This is a genomic window from Fibrobacter sp. (genome assembly GCA_017503015.1).
Taxonomy (GTDB): Bacteria; Fibrobacterota; Fibrobacteria; order Fibrobacterales; family Fibrobacteraceae; genus Fibrobacter.
In genome coordinates this window covers 1-18,621 of sequence record JAFVTX010000011.1, presented here as the reverse complement: position 1 = coordinate 18,621, position 18,621 = coordinate 1, and the positions used below count along the sequence as shown (strand labels likewise).

General features: G+C 51.1%; 19 protein-coding genes. 14 read left to right on the top strand and 5 right to left on the bottom strand.

Annotation, left to right across the window (positions count from 1 at the left end; all coding sequences use genetic code 11):
- Positions 1-82: 82 nt before the first annotated feature.
- Positions 83-853, bottom strand: a complete 771-nt coding sequence (locus IKB43_02420; protein ID MBR2468998.1) for a hypothetical protein — start codon at positions 851-853, stop codon at positions 83-85.
- 309 nt (positions 854-1,162) lie between these two features.
- Here IKB43_02420 and IKB43_02415 point away from each other — a divergent pair, with 309 nt between their 5' ends.
- The 14 genes from IKB43_02415 (at position 1,163) to IKB43_02350 (ending at position 15,691) form a co-directional block, all read left to right on the top strand.
- Positions 1,163-1,846, top strand: a complete 684-nt coding sequence (locus IKB43_02415; protein MBR2468997.1) for a DUF4956 domain-containing protein — start codon at positions 1,163-1,165, stop codon at positions 1,844-1,846.
- A gap of 13 nt (positions 1,847-1,859) precedes the next feature.
- Positions 1,860-2,951: an HlyD family efflux transporter periplasmic adaptor subunit gene (locus tag IKB43_02410; GenBank protein ID MBR2468996.1), complete on the top strand. Its 1,092-nt coding sequence runs from the start codon at positions 1,860-1,862 to the stop codon at positions 2,949-2,951.
- Between the two features lie 43 nt (positions 2,952-2,994).
- Positions 2,995-4,386 carry a hypothetical protein gene (locus IKB43_02405; protein MBR2468995.1) on the top strand — a complete coding sequence of 464 codons (1,392 nt, stop codon included), beginning with the start codon at positions 2,995-2,997 and terminating at the stop codon, positions 4,384-4,386.
- Positions 4,386-5,204: a polyphosphate polymerase domain-containing protein gene (locus tag IKB43_02400; GenBank protein MBR2468994.1), complete on the top strand. Its 819-nt coding sequence runs from the start codon at positions 4,386-4,388 to the stop codon at positions 5,202-5,204. The genes IKB43_02405 and IKB43_02400 overlap by 1 nt, the downstream gene beginning before the upstream one ends.
- 108 nt (positions 5,205-5,312) lie before the next feature.
- A complete protein-coding gene (locus IKB43_02395) occupies positions 5,313-6,275 on the top strand; it encodes a hypothetical protein (GenBank protein MBR2468993.1) in 963 nt (320 codons plus the stop codon).
- Entirely contained in the window at positions 6,272-7,162 is an 891-nt protein-coding gene (locus IKB43_02390) for a hypothetical protein (GenBank protein ID MBR2468992.1), read from the top strand. Before IKB43_02395 ends, IKB43_02390 begins: the two co-directional genes overlap by 4 nt.
- 66 nt (positions 7,163-7,228) lie before the next feature.
- The gene (locus IKB43_02385; GenBank protein ID MBR2468991.1) at positions 7,229-8,848 is read left to right on the top strand and encodes a lamin tail domain-containing protein; all 1,620 of its coding nucleotides are present in this window, start codon (positions 7,229-7,231) and stop codon (positions 8,846-8,848) included.
- 96 nt (positions 8,849-8,944) lie between these two features.
- Positions 8,945-10,531, top strand: a complete 1,587-nt coding sequence (locus IKB43_02380; protein MBR2468990.1) for a TolC family protein — start codon at positions 8,945-8,947, stop codon at positions 10,529-10,531.
- Positions 10,531-11,529 carry an efflux RND transporter periplasmic adaptor subunit gene (locus IKB43_02375; GenBank protein ID MBR2468989.1) on the top strand — a complete coding sequence of 333 codons (999 nt, stop codon included), beginning with the start codon at positions 10,531-10,533 and terminating at the stop codon, positions 11,527-11,529. The genes IKB43_02380 and IKB43_02375 overlap by 1 nt, the downstream gene beginning before the upstream one ends.
- Positions 11,530-11,581: 52 nt before the next feature.
- Positions 11,582-12,904, top strand: a complete 1,323-nt coding sequence (locus IKB43_02370) for an ABC transporter permease (protein ID MBR2468988.1) — start codon at positions 11,582-11,584, stop codon at positions 12,902-12,904.
- 19 nt (positions 12,905-12,923) lie between these two features.
- Entirely contained in the window at positions 12,924-14,087 is a 1,164-nt protein-coding gene (locus tag IKB43_02365; protein MBR2468987.1) for an ABC transporter permease, read from the top strand.
- Between the two features lie 33 nt (positions 14,088-14,120).
- A complete protein-coding gene (locus tag IKB43_02360) occupies positions 14,121-14,834 on the top strand; it encodes a zinc metallopeptidase (protein MBR2468986.1) in 714 nt (237 codons plus the stop codon).
- 8 nt (positions 14,835-14,842) lie between these two features.
- The gene (locus IKB43_02355; GenBank protein MBR2468985.1) at positions 14,843-15,127 is read left to right on the top strand and encodes a hypothetical protein; all 285 of its coding nucleotides are present in this window, start codon (positions 14,843-14,845) and stop codon (positions 15,125-15,127) included.
- 18 nt (positions 15,128-15,145) lie between these two features.
- Entirely contained in the window at positions 15,146-15,691 is a 546-nt protein-coding gene (locus tag IKB43_02350) for an alpha/beta hydrolase (protein MBR2468984.1), read from the top strand.
- A gap of 36 nt (positions 15,692-15,727) precedes the next feature.
- Here the strand turns inward: IKB43_02350 and IKB43_02345 are convergent, their stop codons facing one another.
- The 4 genes from IKB43_02345 to IKB43_02330 all read right to left on the bottom strand — a co-directional run bounded on the left by IKB43_02345 (position 15,728) and on the right by IKB43_02330 (position 18,077).
- Positions 15,728-16,687, bottom strand: coding sequence for a hypothetical protein (locus tag IKB43_02345; GenBank protein MBR2468983.1), 960 nt, complete (start codon positions 16,685-16,687; stop codon positions 15,728-15,730).
- Between the two features lie 207 nt (positions 16,688-16,894).
- Positions 16,895-17,263 carry a hypothetical protein gene (locus tag IKB43_02340; GenBank protein ID MBR2468982.1) on the bottom strand — a complete coding sequence of 123 codons (369 nt, stop codon included), beginning with the start codon at positions 17,261-17,263 and terminating at the stop codon, positions 16,895-16,897.
- Positions 17,264-17,308: 45 nt separating this feature from the next.
- Positions 17,309-17,542 (bottom strand): zinc ribbon domain-containing protein, encoded by a 234-nt coding sequence (locus IKB43_02335; protein MBR2468981.1) that lies wholly within the window; start codon positions 17,540-17,542, stop codon positions 17,309-17,311.
- Between the two features lie 10 nt (positions 17,543-17,552).
- The gene (locus tag IKB43_02330) at positions 17,553-18,077 is read right to left on the bottom strand and encodes a zinc ribbon domain-containing protein (GenBank protein MBR2468980.1); all 525 of its coding nucleotides are present in this window, start codon (positions 18,075-18,077) and stop codon (positions 17,553-17,555) included.
- Positions 18,078-18,621 lie beyond the last annotated feature (544 nt).

Genomic DNA, 18,621 nt, shown 5'->3' with positions numbered 1-18,621 from the left:
TTGTTAATAAAAAAATGACGGAACGAATCCGTCATGGTAATTACTCGGGATATGTTGTCAGCGTTGCGACAGACTTGTCCGCCTATATTTTTGTGATAATCAGCGAAAGCTGATTGTCTGAATAACTGGATTCGGCCGTTTCCCAGGTAGAGCCGGAATAGTTGCTCATAATCGTCACATTGACGGAAAGCATGTAATTTGCGCCGTCTATGGAGTTGGTTGCCGTAATTGTCCAGGTATTGACAATAAACTCGATCATCACGTTCTGCCACCCTGCAGAAACCAACTGGCCGACAAAGGCATCCAGTTCGGCACTTGTCTTGCCCTTGTAGGTAGAGCCGCTTGCTGTCGCCGTCTCGCTAGTCGTCTGCCATTTCAAGATTGTCGGCGTACTTGCAATGGTCGGAAGAAGCGGGGTGAGTCCCTCTATGATACGGTCCATGCCGCCGTTCACATATTGCTTGACGCTTTTTGTAATGGAAATCTCGCTCATTACACCTGTGTTGGTGCTGTAGGCGAAGGTAAAGGTGGTGGTGGCATCGCCTTCCCTTTTGGTAAATTCGTATTTGTAGCCATCGCCCCAATCCATTTGACTCATGTCGAAACCATTCGCGATGACCTGGGCGTTGTAGTTATTCAGTTCTTCTGCGTTCATTGACATTTCGCCCCAGATATCTGCGGTACAGAATTGGGTACCCGTGTCATATTCAGTCATTTCTTCCCACTTTATTTTCGAAGGTGGAAGTTGGCTGGCGAGAGGGCAGCCTCCCTCGGCACTGGAAGAGTTGTCAGAGCAGGCGGCAAACAGAAGTATTCCGCAAGTGACGAGAGAGTGGGTGAGAAGTTTTTTCATAAGTTTTCCTTTGGCTTTTGTTTTTTTCACAAAGTAATATACATTTTAATTTTCCCTGGTCAAGTACTGTTATACAAAATTTTGCCAATGGCAATGAATTGCGGCAGATTTCGTGAGAACGGCGCTAGGGCGAGAACGAATTGGTGAAACGGCGGGATGCCTGCTGGGAATGGAAAAATAGGGGTGTTTCTTCCCATTCTTTGTAAAAAAAAATTAAGGGCGTTGAATAATATCGTTTAAGTAGTTAACGTGCTGGGATAAAATTCCCCTAAAAAAGTATCTTTTAATGGTATAAACAACGGAGTTTCTATGCTCGACTTATTGGCTGTTCAATCCAGTACGGCTAACGCCACTATCATTACCCTGGCCTATACGCTTTTGTTGGCCTTTGTGCTTTCGTCCATTATCGGCTGGACCTACGAACGGACCTTCCTGGGACTTTCCTACTCCAGGAACTACGTGCAGGCCCTGGTGCTCAGTTCGGTGGTGGCCGCCACGGTGATGCAGGCCATCGGCGACAACGTGGGCCGCGGTCTCGGTATGCTGGGTGCGCTATCCATTGTCCGCTTCCGCACCAGTTTCAAGGACCCCCGCGACATCATGTTCATCTTTGCGGCCTTGGGCGCTGGCATCGGTTGCGGCGTGTATGCCTGGGGCGCTGCCGTGGGCGGAACTTTGGCCTTCTGTGTCGTTGCCTTCTTGCTTTCTCGCACGGGTCTTGGCACCAAGCATTTCTTTGACGGTATGCTCCGCTTCGCCATGCCCAATACATCGGAACCCCGCCTGGAAACAGAAAAGATTTTGCGGAAAAACCTGAAGACGTTTATCTTGATAACCATGCGGGAGGTGAACGGAGGCGAGCGCATAGACGTGGCCTACCAGATAAAACTGAAGGCGTCTAAGCCTGCGGCCGAAGTCCTTGCGGAACTCTCCAAGGTGGAGGGGCTTTCTGACATCCAGTTCATGATGCAGGACGCCACCACGGACATGTAGGGGAGGAACGAAAATGGCTCTGAAAAACACATTCCTCATTTCTTCTATCTACAAGCGCAAGCTTTCTATCGCCTGGATTCTGGCCGTAGTGGCCGTGGTGGGTCTGGGGTATTTTTACCAGGGGAACGTCGCCCTGTTCCAGGGCATTGCCGAAGCTTCTGAAACCATCATCAGCGTGCCTAGCGCTACCGAAATCGTGAAGGTCCATGTGATGCCCGGTCAAGAAATCAAGGCGGGTGACACCATCGTGGAACTGAACCGCCCCGACTTGACCCTTCGCATTAACGAAGTGACCCGGGAACTGGACGCCATCGAGGGCCGTAGCAGCCTGAACAAGGCGGATATCGACCAGCGTGTGGCTTCCGTAAAGGCGGACCTTGCTACCCGCAGTGCGGCTCTCCGGTTTGAAATCAACAGGCTGGAAACGGAATACCAGAAGAACAAGGAAATTTCTTCTAAACTGAAAAGCCTGAGTGGAAACAACGCCAAGGCTGGTGGCAACGACGGCATGGCTATGCAGATCAAGAACCTGAAAGACGAACTGGCCCTGGCCGAGAAAAATGCCAACGAGCAGATAGCCCTCTTGCAGGGGAGCCGTAGTCTTCAAAGGAAAAGTGGTGTTACCGAGGCGGCCACCTTGCAAAAAGAACTGGAACAGCTCAAAAAGGAACAGGCGGACCTGGTGCAGATTGCCAAGGAAAGCTGGGTGGTGGGCAGCGTGAATGTGCGTGAAGGGGAAAAAGTTTCCAGCTTTACGCCTATCGTGACCTTGACCCACAAGTCCCCATCTTTAATCCGCGGCTATATCAACGAGCAGGTCTACCAGCGCATGAACCTGGGCAAAGATGTAGAGATCCGCACTCTGGGCGGCAAGGGCAAGCCCATCAAGGGCGAAGTGGTCGGCCTTTCTAGCCGTATCGTGGTGTTCCCGGACCGCATGTGGAAAATGCCCGACATGCCGGTGTATGGCCGCGAAGTGACCATCAAGATTCCCGAAGACAATTCCTTCTTGCTGGGAGAGATGGTGACCATTTCCGAAGAAGGCCAGATCAAGGACCTGGCGACCCAGATTATGGATGTGTTTTTGGGGAATGGCGATGAGTAATGGGTAATGAGTGATGAGTTGTGAGTAATGTATAGGTTTGTGAATGTACGATAATAGGCTTTTTATTACTGCGTCTTTTGCGGCAATCTTTTCCGCTACCGCTGTAGCCGCCCCCTTGACCTGGGAGCAGCTGGTGGAGTCCGTAGATAAGGATCCGGTTTACCAGACGTCGGAGAAACGCTCCCAGGCGGCTTCCCAGGATGTGGGAACCAAGTTGTGGGACAATCTGGAATTCCGTTACCAGCTGGACGGTTTCAGTTTTGCGAAGCACGACTTTGAACTGCGCCTCAAGCCGAAGTCCTTCGGTATAGGCTCTGCGGACAAGCGGCAGTACGAAACCCTGCGGGATTACCAGAAAGCCCGCCTGGCGGTGGACCGTTCGTACCTGCTTTACGACCGCTACGAGCGGGCGCTCCGCTATGTCATCCGCCGGAAGATTGCTGAAATTGACAAGCAGCTCTACCAGGTGAACCTGGACCGCATCGAGGTGCTCCACCTGAAGGCTGGGAGCGAAACCTTCAATTCCCAGGACCTGATTGTGGCCCTGGAGCAGGAATCCGCCCGCCGTGCAGAACTTCTGGGAGATAGTACCGCCCTGAAAGATGCGGAGCTGAAACTCAAGTCCTGGGTGCCTGACTTTGATTCCGTAGGCCTGGACACCTCGTGGCTCCCTACCATGGACGAACTTGCCAAGGGACTGCAAGACGGCATTGCGGTGAACGACCAGTTCCCCGAAGTCATGAAGGCCAAGTCCAAGATGGAATACGAACAGGCCAAGTCCAAGCGGGATCTGGCCAAGGGAAACGATTTCATTTCCCATATCGGTGTTGGCTATTCCCTGAAGATTGAATCCCTGATGAAAAAATACAAGGAACTGGATGCCGGCGACGTGGGCCCCTATGGTGCCTACAACGACTATTACAAGGATTGGCTGGACAAGACGGGATGCTCTTCCATCAACTGCGACGGTACGGCAGAATTCCTGGTGCCCGACAAGGATGACCGTCAGCTGAAGGACAAGTTCTTTGTGAATCTGGCAGTGAGGCTCCCGTTCCTGGATGACAACAACGGGAACGCCTTGCGCAATCAGGTGGATGAACTGGACGCCGAAAGCGATTACCTGGATGCCGTGCGGACCCTGACGCAAAAAGTTTCCCGTCTGTCCGAAGAAATCGTGGCCCTGGTGGCCCAGTGGAAGGTGCAGAAGGACTTTGTGGAGAAGGTGAATGCCGGAAACCTCTTTGAGGACTTTGCCCAGTCGGCAGGGGCGGACCCGCTTTTGCTGTTGCGTGCCCGGGAAAGCGCCCTGGAAAGCGACCTGAAGGCCCTGAAGCTTGAATACGATATCTTTGATCGTTACCTTATCTTGCTGACTTATACGGGTATCTTTGCAAATCCCAATGTGAAAAACCACCTGCGGGAGGGCCTCAAGTAATGGCCGAAGCCCGCGGTTTTAGCCTGTTGGAGCGATTCGAGCTCAAGTACCACATTCCTGTGGCATGGGCGGACCGTATCGGCGAATTCATTGCGCCCTATTGCGAAGAGGATCATTATTCCCAGATTACGCCGGGTCATTTCTACTGGATTACCAACCTCTATCTGGATTCGGACCGCTGGACATTCCTCGGCTGGAAAAAGGCGAGGCTGCTGGACCGCTTCAACATGCGTATTCGCACCTATGGTGAACACCCGGCACAAGACGGCACCTTCCACTTTGAAAGCAAGCGGAAGGTGAAAGAGGTCTGCTACAAGAGCCGCGCCACCGTCAAGGGGATAAGCCCCGGCGAAGTCTGGAATATGAAGCCCGAAGATTGGCCCTGCAAGAGCGATACGGACCGCAAGTACCTGAAAGATTTTTTGTACAAGACCCACCTGCACAACGCCCACCCGAGACTTTTGACCCAGTACAAACGCCGGGCCTGGTTCGGGCTCCGTGAAGAATATTCCCGTGTGACTATCGATACGGGCATGCGTTTTCGGGAGGAAACGGGTTTTGACTACACGGTGGACCCCCACTACATGCATTCTACGGGACTGCCCCGCTTTTTCAAGCCGGGCTGCGACGCCGTGCTGGAACTGAAGTGCCCCTGTTCCCAGGTGCCCTTCTGGATGATTGACTTGATACGTTTCTTGAACCTGCAGCGGGGCGGTTTTTCTAAATTCGGAAATGCTGCTGCGGAATGGTCCAGGGTCTATGAACACCCCAAGGATTTCAAGGACCCCTATTGGACAAGGCTCGCGGGAAATTTTTAATGGCGGTGCATCCGCATTTTTAAATTCTAGTGGGGGAGAAAATGAAAAAAGTGAACAAGTTGAGCCATCATATCTTCCCCACATACCTTTGCTATTGTTGAGGTGAAAATGCGTGGAATATGTGCCATAATGTTGTGCGTGCTGTTTTGGGGCTGTGGTAATCCTAGTAGTAGCGAAGAATCCTTGCTACATAAATCTAAAATGTCTGGAGATTTTCTTTTTGACTATGAGTGGCCTATTTTTTTTGTTGAGGCCTGCATCTATCATGAAGAAGGAATGTTGCCCAAATGTGGCTTATACGCATATGGCATTGGAACTGGATATAATGCTCTCTTTGACAATGTTGATTTTTCGAAAACCAGGATATACACAAAAAAAGATACAGTACATTCTGTAATATCTTATGTGTTGATTGGAAATGATGGAAATGATTGTATTTCCTATGAAAGAATTTCGCTCAATGCAAGGCTAGAGGTTGTACGCCCATTCGGAAATATAGATTTAAGTGAGGATGCTTCTTTTTTTGAGAAAGAAAATTTGGAGATGAAAAAATATGAAGGTTTGCGCTGGCCGAAGAGTGTGGAGTTCTGCATGCAAAGGAATAACCCGATGTTGATAGAAGCGGATGATGACGGTGTCGTGGAGTTTGAATTGGTTGATGCCGCAAGAAAACATGTACATATAAATTATCAAATGCAAGTGCATCGTTCCAAGGATTATATTGTTTGGAATGATGAGGGCGTTGCCTTGAAAAAGGACAATCCTTTTTTTTCGTTTATAAATGATTCTTGTTTTTATGAAAATATAATTTCTGATTCTACCAGTGAAAGCGAATTTATCCCTGTTTCAATTCTAAAAAAATGCGCAGCACAATCTGATAGAGTTTATGGTTCCTTTCTTCCTTTTGTTCAATCCCCTCCTCGGTATGGGGGGCGCCTAAATAAAGAAAAGAGCTATTCGTATGACGAAGGTGAGGGGCCAGCCCAAAGAACATCACTTGTATATGGCCAATACATTCATTTCTATTCTCAAGGCAATAGAGTTTTTTTTTATAATAAAGGCGGCCTATGAAATTATTGCTTGTTATTGCTTTATTGGCACTCTTTTTTTCGTCTTGTGGAAGTCTGTTTGGACCGAGTTCTAATGCGGGTTTTGACATTCGCGAATATGACGTTGATATTGAGGGTCCCTTTCTATTTACCAATGGGCAGAAGCTGGTTCTTTCAGAAAAATGCTACTATAGGGGATCTGGAAATTATGAGTGTGGTTTAGCAGCATTGGGGTTGGTAACTTCTACGAGTAATGTAAGCCATAGACCAGATGGGTCTTCTGGGTCGGTTCATACATATCACAATGGAACTATGGATTTTTCAAATGTGAAAGTGAGAACGAGGAATGATTCTATGCATGGAATATTGTCTTATGCTTCTGACAGGTCGTATTCTGGAAGGAATGATTTCCCACTCCATTATGAAAATTCTATAGTATTTTTTGACGATATGGATATGCTTAAGGGAACGGAAAAAGCTATGGAAGACAACTTGTTGATTTTAGCGGATTCTTCAGGTGTAGTTGATGTTGAAATAGAGGACTCCGAAAAAAACATTGTTCATTTAGTTTATAAGATGTTCCTGCCGGAAGTGATGGACAGCATGTCTTATGAGGACGGAGGCTTTACTTTGAATCATGAAAAAATAGAATTGATTTTGGATTATTGCTATTTTACGAAAGATTCCATGGTTGTTTCGGATTCTCTTTTACAGGTGTGCCTAAATGCATGTCTTTTTTGTGACGGCATGTATCCATTGTTTAGGCAACGTGAAGATTACATAAAAGGAGAAGTTGACTTTTATCAAAGTTATTACGATGGGGAAGAAATTGAATACCCCCACCGCAATATATCGGATTGGATACATATAGGTGTTGACTGGGTGCCCTATGCGTATTATAAACCTTAGAACGGTTGAAAATGTTTTATTTCGGGAAAACAAAAAAGTTATTTTTTGTCAATGAAAGGAGGCTCTATGCTCTCGAAAAAATGGTCTATAGTAGGTGCGGTGGCAACCTTTGCCATGGCTGGCTTGTTTTCGGCTTGTTCCGACAGTTCTTCTAGTAGCGGCGACGACCCGAAAGGTGAAGACAGTGGCTACGACCAGAATTCCACCGAGGCGGGTGGCGCCTACGTGATGATTACCGAAGTCATGTACAACGCTCCCGAAAATTCAGCTCTTGAATGGGTGGAACTGAAAATTATCGGCGGGTCTGCCATGAGCGACATGCAGTACTTTAACCTCCATCTGGACGGGGCGGTGACTTATTATTTCCCTGCGGAACCTCTGGATACCAACGAATACATCGTGGTGACCAACGACCCCGACCTGTTCAAGAAGACCTATCCGGATTTTGCGGGACGTCTGTTTGGCCCCTGGGAAAAGGACGTAAAGACCGATTCCATTGCCAAGCTTTCCAACGAAGGTGACGTTATCGACGTGAAGCTGACGGGTGCTGGCGACGTGAGCTGTTCCTTCAGCAAGGAACCGCCTTGGCCGAGCCTTGCCGACGGTAACGGCAGCAGCCTCGTGTTCGTGGGCGGAAACCCCAGCCAGGCCAGTGCCTGGGCTGCAAGCAAAAAGGAGTGGGGTAACCCCGGTGCTGCTGACGAATATGTTGAACCCATTACGGTCCGCCTGAACGAAATCCAGCCCTTTGTGCTGGGAACGGATAACGGCTGGGTGGAACTTTACAATTCCGGCGACAAGGAAGTGGATGTGACTGGCTGGATTTTTGAATCCAAGTACAAGAATGCATCATGGACCATCAAGAAGGGAAAAGTTCCTGCCAAGGGATACCTGGTGCTCCCTGCCGATGACGAGTCCGTGTTCGGTGAAGTGATTTACTTGCACACCAATGGCGGTTCTTACTACCTCTACGAAACGGTGGGCGGCAAGAAGACCGGTGGCGAATCCAGCCTGCTCCTGGCGGCAAGCAACCTGAGTAGCGGTATCATAGACGTGAGCGACGGCTCTACGGCCCAGGGCGCCATGAAAAAGGCCACCAAGGGGGCTGCAAACGAGGCCCTGAAGGTGGGTCCCCTCTTTATCGACGAAATTTACTACCATCCCATGGAGGGTGGTGCCGTAGTGCCTTTCGAATTTATGGAGATTGTGAACAAGGCCGATACGGCAGTGAACCTCTACGTGGCCAAGAAATCCAAGAACAAGGGCTGGAAGGTAGAGGGCGTCAACATGGAGTTCACTTCGGGAACTATTGTGCCTGCAGGTGGCAGGGTGTTGTTGCTTTCGGACTCCCTAGAGAGGGATACGGGCGCCATTCGCACCGATTACAAGATTGCAAGCGACGTGCAGATTTGCCTCTATAAGGGTAAGCTTTCGAACCGCGGTGAAACGGTTGCGATAAAAGAACCCTTCGATTTTGATGATGCTGTGTACAGTGAAACCGATCCGTCCTTAACATCTGTAGTCCAGTGGTACTACGACTGGTCCGACGCCACGCTCTATTCCGATACCTGGAAGGGGCTGGAAGAGGCTGATGGTTACGGCAAGAGCCTGCAACGCACCGATTACTCTACCATGGGTTACGAGGCTTCTGCCTGGAAGGTCGCCGAACCCACCGTTGGAAAGTAAGCGGTGAATCCAAAGTCGCAATTGTAATACACTAAACTTTTACAAGAAACAATTCTGTAAGAATCCATAGCTCCGAATTTTGTATCTTTTGGGGCTATGGAGCGTTGTGTTTTGTGCTTTCTGTTTGGGGCGGCGCTGGCGTGGTCGGCGCCTATCACCCTGCAAGACGCGCTTTCAATGGCCAAGTCCGGTAATGCGCAAATCAAGGCCGAAAAGGCCAAGGTGGACATGGCCGAAAGCGCCCAGGGCGAGGCCCGTTCCCGTTTTATGCCTACGGTAAGCCTGAGCGCAGGCGTTACGAGAATTAACGACCCCATCTATATCGATTTAGGTGAAATTCAGCAGGCCCTGAGCGGCATTGCTGGCGGGCTATCTACGGTGGCTCCGGCTGCCGCCTATTCCAAGGCCTACATTGACGCCTATAACCAGGCCAGTGCAGGGTATGCCCAGGCCTACAACGGTGCATTGGCTCAGGGGCTGTCCGAAGCCCAGGCAGATGCTTTCGCTAAAAGTCGGCTTGGAGGGACCGCCCAGGAAATCGCCCAGCAGAAGGCCGACGAGTATGCCGCCGCTACTCAACAGCAGATGGATGCGGCAAAATCCCAGATTGACGATGCCGAATTCCGGATGAAGGTCCAGGACGAACTGTTCTTTAATGCTCGACTTACAGCCATCTGGCCCATTTTTACGGGTCTCAAGATTTATTCCGCCTACGATGCCGCCAAGGAAAACGTAAACGCCAAGAAGGCCGCTTTTGACATGGCGCAAAATGCCATCTTGATGGACGTGGCCACCAAGTACTTTACCCTTAGGCTGGCCGAAGAACTGGCGGTGATGCGGGAGAACACCAAGAAGAATCTGGAAGAACACCTGGAGCGCTCCAAGAAGCTGGAGGCCAGCGGCCAGATCAGCAAGGCGGAAAGGCTCCGCGCCGAAGTGGCGCTGGCCGAAGCAGAAAACGCCTACGACGACGCTCTGCGGGACCAGTCCCTTGCCCGGATGGCTCTTGCAAGCCTGCTCCATACGGACACGAACATTACGGCGGTTACACCGGTGGAAGCTCCGGAAAGTGTTCGGACCATGGAAGAAATCAAGCAGAAGGCCAGGGAGAACCATCCGGGACTGAGACAGCTCCGTACGGAGCGCAAGCGCAGCCAGGATGCGGTGAGTGCCGCCCGTGCGGACTATTTCCCGACGGTAGCGCTTTTTGCCTACAAGGAACTCTACACCAAGGACCTGACCATTCTGGAGCCTGAATGGGCCGTAGGTGCCAAGGCACAGTGGGATTTGTTCAAGGGTGGCGAGACCCGTTCCAAGGTGGCAAACGCCAAGGCCATGGACCGCTCCCTGGCCAGTATGGAAGAGCAGACCCTGGACAACATCGGCCTTTTGGTAGAAAAGCGCTGGCGGGAGCTGGAGCATGCCAAGGGCCGTCTGGAGAGCCTGAAGAAAACCCGTGAACTTGCGGACGAGGCTCTCCGCAGCCAAAAGCTGGCCTACGAGTCCGGCCTTGCTACGGGCCTGGACGTGGTGGATGCAGAACTTGCGCTGTCGCGCCTTCAGGTGGCCGATTTGAAGGCCCATTACGATGCGGTCATCGCCTGGCTTGGCCTGCTGGAAGCTAGCGGCGAGGTGGAACAGGCGGGAGCCATGTTGAATAGCAAAACTGTGGGGAAGGAATAATGGACAAGATAAAGTTTGCAAGCAAGATTTTTGCGATTGTCGTGCTGGTGGCCCTTATGGTGGCGGCTATTCTGCAACTTCAGGAATTTGCGACAAAGCCGAAGGACAAGTACTTGCAGGGCCAGATGGAGGCCCGCCGCGTGTTGGTGGCGGGGAAAGTTCCCGGACGCATAGAAAAACTTTTGGTCCGTGAAGGCCAGACCGTCAAGAAAAACGCCCTGGTGGCGGTCATCAACAGCCCCGAAATCGAGGCCAAGAAGATGCAGGCCCAGGGAGCGCTGGGGGCGGCCAAGGCCCAGGCCAACAAGGCGAAAAACGGTGCCCGCTCCGAAGACGTCAAGGCCCTGAAGGCCATGGCGGCCCGTGCACAAGATGCCGCCAACCTGGCAAAGAGCACCTACGACCGTGTACAGAAACTTTATAACGAAGGCGTGCTCCCGCTGCAGAAGCGGGACGAGGCCGAAACCCAGATGAAGGCCTCCCAGGGAGCTGCCGATGCGGCTCGGGCCCAGTATGAGATGGCCCTGGCAGGCGCCCGCGACGAAGACAAGGAGGCGGCAGAGGCACTGGTGAAACAGGCCGAAGGTGCCAACGCCGAGGTGAACGCCTATCTGGAAGAAACAAAAATCAAGAGCCCCATCGCGGGCGAGGTCACCCTGAAGGTGGTGGAAGAAGGCGAGGTCGTGGGGGCGGGCATGCCGGTAATCGCCGTGACCGACCTGAAGGATGCCTGGGCGGTGTTCCACCTGCGGGAAGATTTCTTGAAGAACGTGACCAAGGGCAAGACTTTTGTTCTGCCGGTTCCGGCGCTGAACGCTGCCGTGGAGATGGAGGTGTCCTACATTGCCCCCGTTGGGGACTATGCCACCTGGAAAAGCTCCAAGGAAAGCGGCGGCTTTGACCTGAAGACTTTCGAAGTGCGCCTGCGCCCCACGGTAGAGGTGGAAAACCTGAGACCCGGCATGAGCGTGTTGTTCCCGCTGGAGCAACTGAAGTAGCGTAATTGTCATTTCCGCGAAGGCGGAAATCTCCTTGGTGTAGGAAATAAAATTGTTCAGGGCGTTCATAGACACGGTCAAGAAGATTTATTTCAGTCCAAACATCGTCTTGTGGCTGGTGATTCTCTTGTTGCCCGTGGGAACCTCCGTGTTCATGGTGGAGTTCTTCTCCGCCCGCATTATTCAGCACGTGCCCATCGGTATTGTCCGTCTGGATGCGTCCCTGCTAGCCGATAAGCTGGAAAACGCCTTGCGGTCGGATCCCGTTCTGGATGTGGTCCAGGAGTGCAGCGACATCGGGGAATGCGAACATGCGGTAATCCGTGGAGACCTGCAGGCGTTTCTCGTTATTCCCTACAATATGGAACGCCGCGCCCTTCGCCTCGAGACGCCTGTGATTCCCGTGTTTTCCAGCGGGCAGAACTACTTGACCAATTCCTTTGCCTTGAAAGAAATCCGTGCGGTGGTGACGAATGTGGGCGAAGGGCTCTTTACCGCAGGAATCGACAATCCTGTCCAGGTGGAACTCCATTCCGTCGGCAATCTCGAAGGCAACTACCAGGGGTTCTTGGGGCTGGGGCTGGTCAGTGCCATCTTCCATCTGGCGGCGATTCTTGGGGCGGTTTACGTGTTCAGTTTTCCCTTCAGGGACCATACGGTCCGCTGGATGATCAGGCGTGCCGGAAAATCCCGCGCCGTCCTTATGTGCGCGACCATGTTGCCCCTGATTGTTGTCCAGTGGCTTGCCTTCATGGCGGTGTATGCCTACGCCCATAGCACGCTGACCCCCATGACCTTTAGGGAATTCGTCTTGGTGTCGGCGGGCCAGCTGGCCATGATTTTGGCCTGCACCGGGGCGGGTGCGACCTTTGTGGGCATTACGGGAAACATGCGCATGGCAACAAGCGTGGCGGGTGTGATTGGCGGCCCTGCCTTTGCCTTTGCGGGGCAGACCTTCCCCCTGATGGCCATGCCCTTTGTGGTGCGCTGTTTTGCCTACCTGTTGCCATTGACACACCTGCTCAAGGTCCAGTCCGCCATGTTGGTGGGTCCTGCCGGCAGCGCGCACGCCTGGGATAGTATCGTCACCCTTCTTTTTATGGGACTGTTCTGGCAGCTGCTGGCCACAAGACTTCTGTATGTGCGCTGGTTTGCCTCCAAGCGCAAGGAATTGAACTGGGTCCGACAGCACGGATCTGCGAAGGACAAGATTAAGACTGCCCTGGGCGTGGTCGCCGACGATTTGAATCCTGCGAATTATGGAATCGGAAACAGGCGCAGGGCCCGAAATACGGAAAGACTGCATCTGAACCTGATGAATCCGCAGATGAATCGGGACGCAGAAAATCGACCGCCGGAGGTGTCAGATGATTGATGCCCTCAAGCGGTTCTTCATGGTGGCCGTTGCGGAATGGAAACTGTTCTATACCGATGCGGCAGCAGTGCTTTTGCTGGTGGTGGCGGGCGTGCTCTATGCGTTCTATTACCCCATGCCCTACAAGTACCAGACCGTTTCCAAGATTCCCGTAGCCGTCGTGGATATGGACCACAGCAAGCTTTCTCGCGAACTCGTCCAGATGGCAGACGCTTCTCAGCAGGTGAGCGTGCGGCAAACCTTCGGCCAGATTCACGATGCCGAGGAATCCATGGCGAGCGAAGAAATATACGGCTTTATGGTCATTCCCAAGGGAATGGAGGCGAATTTACAGAAAGGCGAGAATGTGGTGGTCAACGTATTTACCCACGGCGCCTACGTGATGCTTCATGGAAACATCTCTACGGCGTTTTCCACCTGTGCCTTGACCCTCGGGGCAACAACCAAGGTCAAGCGAATCGCCCTTTCCAAGAAGGTTCCCGCCGCGCAGGCCATGGCCATGCGTGACCCGATTCCCCTGGGCATTCAGACCATGTACAACAATACGGGAAGTTATTCCAATTACGTTGTCCCTAGCGTGCTGGTGCTGATATTGCAGCAGACCTTGGTGATTGGCCTTTGCCTGCTTGGGGGCGCCCGCGCCCACCGCAAGTTCCGCAAGTTGCAACGCAATACCGCTCATGAAAATGAAGGCTTGTTCTATCGGTACTTTGGTCGCTCCTTCGCTTACTTTGTTCACTATTGCAGCTTCATTCTGTTTTACCATTTCGTGATCTACGATGTCTTTGACTTCCCCCGTCGTGGCGAATTCTTGCCCATGGCGGTATTTACCTTTATTTTCTTACTTGCTGTCATCAATTTCGGCATGGTGGTGTCCCAGGTGTTCTTGCGGCGCGAAACCAGCGTGCAGCTGTTCCTGTATATGTCCATTCCGCTTCTGTTCTTGTCCAATTTCAGTTGGCCTGTTGAATTGACCCCGATTTGGATGAAAGAACTTTCCAGCTTTTTCCCCTCGACTTTTGCCATTCCGGCGTGGCTTGCCATTGAACAGCGGGGTGCAGGCGTTAGCGATGCCGCTACCTACCTATTGCCTCTGGCGACCCAGGCGGTATTCTACATGGTTTTAGGCCTGACGCTTACCCACCTGCGGGACGGCTCCAGACTCAAGACCGGAGATATGTAGTTTTTTGTATATTACCTCCCAGGAGATTCGCTTATGATGTTCGATCCTTTGTACATGTCCATATTGCTTGTGACCCTGGTGCTTTCCGGTGCCGTTTCCATGCTGGTCAAGAGCCGCTTTGCGGCGGGCCAGAAAGTCCGCATTACGAGCGGGCTTACCGGCGCCGACGTGGCCAAGGCTATTTTGATGGACGCGGGCATTACCGACGTGAAGGTCCTGGTGCATCAGGGATTTTTGTCGGACCATTACAACCCCCTGAACAAGACTCTGAACCTGTCCAAGGAAGTCTATTACGGCCAGAACGCCAGTGCCGCAGGCGTTGCCGCCCACGAGGTAGGCCACGCTATCCAGCACGCTCAGGGGTATTTCCCCCTGTGGCTCCGTTCCTTTATTGTCCCTGCGGCAAATATCGGCTCCAATTTAGGGCCCTGGCTTGTGATTCTCGGAATTATCCTGATGAGCGCCGGTCGGGCGCTGGGGTATTCTTTGGCCATTGTGGGCGTGCTGCTTTTTGCCATTGCGACGTTTTTTACCCTGGTGACCGTTCCTGTGGAATTTGACGCCTCCTCCCGCGCCAAGAAGGCCCTTGCCCGTATGGACATCGTGGCCCAGGGTCGGGAATACAACACCGTCTCTGGCGTGCTCTTTGCGGCGGGGCTTACCTATGTGGCTGCCGCCGTTTCCTCCATTTTGCAACTGCTCTACTGGGCGTATCGCGCCGGCCTTATCGGCGGGCGCAGGGATTAGGAGGCTCTATGGCCGTGAGAACGCTGACTGTCGAATGCCCTATGTGCAAGGGCGAAATCGTGGTGGACGCCGATACCGGCGAAGTTCTTTCCCACAAGGAATTCAAGAAGGAACTCAAGTCCTTCGACGATTTCTTGAAAGAACAGAAGTCCCGCAGTTCCGAATTGGACGCCAAGTTCGCCGCAGCCAAGGAAGCCCAGAAAAGCCGTGCAGAACTTCTGGAAAAGAAATTCGAGGCCGCCAAGCAAAATAAGGACCTTAAGGACCCGCCTCCCAGCATCAACTGGGATTGATTGCTAAATTTGTCTTCAATGCATTACCTGATTGTCCCCGGATACAGCAATTCTGGACCTACCCACTGGCAAACCTACTGGACAAAGAGCCTGCCCGACGCAAGCCGTGTCTATCAGCACAGCTGGGACCATCCTTTAAAGGCGGATTGGGTGTCAACCCTTGACGAAACCGTGTCTGGCCTGAAAACGGATACCATTCTTGTGTCCCACAGCCTGGGGGTGGTCACTACGGTCCACTGGCTTTTGGAGAAGGCGGCAAAAGGCGGAGTCCCCGGCAACGTCAAGGCGGTTTTTCTTGTGGCGCCAGCCGATGTGGATAAGCTTGACCTCGCAAAAGATTTTGCGCCTGTACCCCTGCAAAAATTGCCCGTGCCCAGTTGCGTTGTGGCCAGCGAAAACGACATTTACGTGACCATCGAACGGGCCCGCCAGTTTGCAGATGCCTGGGGCTCTATGTTCGTGGATGTGGGATGCCTCGGGCACATCAATGCCGACTCCAACTTGGGCGAATGGGAACAGGGCCGCAAGTTGCTGGCCGAATTCGAAAAGACGCTAGGGCTGTAAGGCCCTTTCTTGACATTCCCGCGAAGGCGGGGATCTTTAATCTTTCAGATAAAATTTCTGCCCGCTTTTGAACATAAGTATAATGGGGAGGGTCGGCGCTTCGAACAAGCCGTCCTCGAGAATTCCTGCTTTCAGAAGCTGGCCGTTGACGCTAAACACCATATAGGTGGAACTCGACTTGATACCCGCGATATAATAGCGCATTTGTCCAACTTTTGAAAGATGAACTGCTACTTGGGCCATTTTCAAATTTGCGGAAGGTTTATCGGCTGAAGTGCTAGATGCGCGGGCGCTTGAAGATTCGATGGCTGCGCTGGACGAAGATTCTGTTACGTTTTCGTCGGCATGGAATTTAAGATCTGGGCACGTATTTAGCGTATCAAGAAGAATGGTAAATTCGCCAGCAACGGCAGCAAGTGCAAGTGGCATGTCGATCATGTCCACATCCTTCCCGCCGTTTCTTCCTCTCTGCTCGGGCGGGTTAAATTCACAGCCGGCGTAACCGAAATCTTTGCTGTAGAGTCGCTGGCATAATTCAAATACGTGTGTCACGAGGGAATCTGCCTGCCCAGCTGTGCCCTTGAAAACGCCAGCCTTCTGCAGACGCGGGAACTCATCCTTGTACACGTCTTTGTGGTTCACGGTGAAAAGGGAGTCGGCAAGTGCGTTCTCGTCTTCGGAATAGGCAACGCGCGCCACCTTGACCACCTTTTCGGTGACAATCACAATTATGGTGGAGTCCAGTTCGGACCTGTACACCCATGCCGTATCGGTGCTGGAGACGTTCTGAACTGCGGGGGCGCGCTGGTCCATCTTGGAAAGGTCCAGGTAGCTGCCTTCGAACAGGTAGAGGGCGGTTGCAGGGTACCCCAGGTAGACATCGGTGCTGCCACCACTGCCTTGATGATGGGTGACGTTGCATTCTGCTGCATTTAGGTTTGCGGCTCCGATGCCTGCGAGAACTATGCCCGCGAATAGAAACGGTCTGATTTTCATTTTTCCCCCTTACACCCATTTGAAATAATAGAAAAAGAGGTGCCCCGCACGGGACACCTCTTAAATTTTGCGACTGTCACCCTGGAGCCACTGGTCCCTGAGTGGCACACTGAGCCTGCCGAAGTGCCTGTCGAAGGGAGTGGCGATAGGGTCTATTGCGAGGACTTACTTAATTTCCTGTCCTAGAACGGTTGATTGGTGATGAAATTAATATTTCGCGTGAGGGCATGGATTAGGCGTTTTCGCTAATTGAGCTTCTGAAGCATATGTTCTCGGTGGAATAGAGACCTTTACTGACGAATCTGTAAGTTCTACTACTACACGTAGGCGAAGATTATTATCTAGACATGCCATAGCGTTGGGATAATAATTTTCTTCAATCATGGGCTCCCCCAAATGTAATTCTTCACATTTAGCAGATTCTCGTCCCAATCCATAATATATGCCATTACCTTCTTTTTGCAAAATGCGAGTAACAGCATTGCATGCTTCTTCTTCGTAAAGTCCTTTTAATGAGCACGAAGAAAAAGACAATAGCAAAATAGTAGGAATGATAAGTTTGCTAATTCTGGACATAATTTAATTCCCTTCAAAGGGGGCTTTGTTACCGTTTGTTCGCTCCTATTTTACTTTTTTCCCGCAATGGATGCAGAACTTTGCGTTTTCCGTTAATATTCCTGAACAATATGAACATTTTTCGGGCAATTTTTTTCCGCAGTTGGTGCAAAATTTCACTGGGGTGGAAATTTTTGAACCGCAATGGGGACATTTGTTTCCTGCTCCAAGTGGGCTTCCGCATCGGCGGCATTTGTCTGCATCAGCATCGTTTGTGGCCATACATTTTGGACAAATCATGATAAATCTCCTATTTAAATAATGCTGGGATAATGATTACTAACAAAATGACTATCGGGACGATAATAAGGACTGCTAGCTGTAAACCCCATACCCACGATTCTTTGACATAGCAATCATTTTTATCCATATATTGTCCCTTTCCAATTTTATAAGCGTCAATAATGACAAGTATTTCGTCAATGATAATTGCGACACCACCCGCAATTGCCATAACAGGATGTATTACAGAAAGAATTATTCCTGCTGTACCAAATATGGCCTTAGTTATGCCTTTTGATAAATTTCCACAATAGAAATCATGAAAACCAAGCAATCCTCCGAGCAGCCATAATATTCCTACGATTCCGGAATTTTTTTCGGATTCTTCTCCATTTTGATCTTCAAAATGGAGACTAGATGTTGGGGATTCGTCAAAAGGATTTTTATTTTGTATAATAGTCTTTTGGGGTTCTTCGTTGGCTAAGCGTTTCCCGCATTCGTCGCAGAATTTCGCGTACTCTGGAAGATCCTTTCCGCAATTAGGGCAAAACATGTTTTTGACTCCTTTGTTGTTTTATTTGGTCGAAATCAGTGCGTGAGTTCGCTTTTGTTCAACAAGGAGCTTTGCCGTTTTTTGTGAGGAAACAAAAAAGGCGTAGATCGTTGCGTTTACCTAGTTGAGGCTCTCGAATGCCTTTAGACGATAAATGCAAACGACCCACGCCCCGAAAGGGCTGTTGTCTTTGGCCTATACGACCATCCATCAGCCAAAATAGGCTGACTAGACAAACCGAGACATCCCGCCAAAAACGGTACGTCTGCGTGAGTGTCTGCCTTGTTCTCGTCTAAGGAAATTTTCGAGATTTCAACTAGAGAACAAGAGCAAAAACTCTTTTACCCTTTAAATATAGCTTCATAAATGCGCAAAATGTCAAAAAAAGTGTTTTTCGGGTGAATGTCTTATACTGAAAAAAGTTGACACTACTCAAAAAAGCAGGAGTAGTGCCAATGAAGACAAAACAGGTAATAAAGAGAGTCGCGGAATACGACCAGTTCGGATATCCCCGATGGACTAGCGTTACCACCGAAAAGCGCAT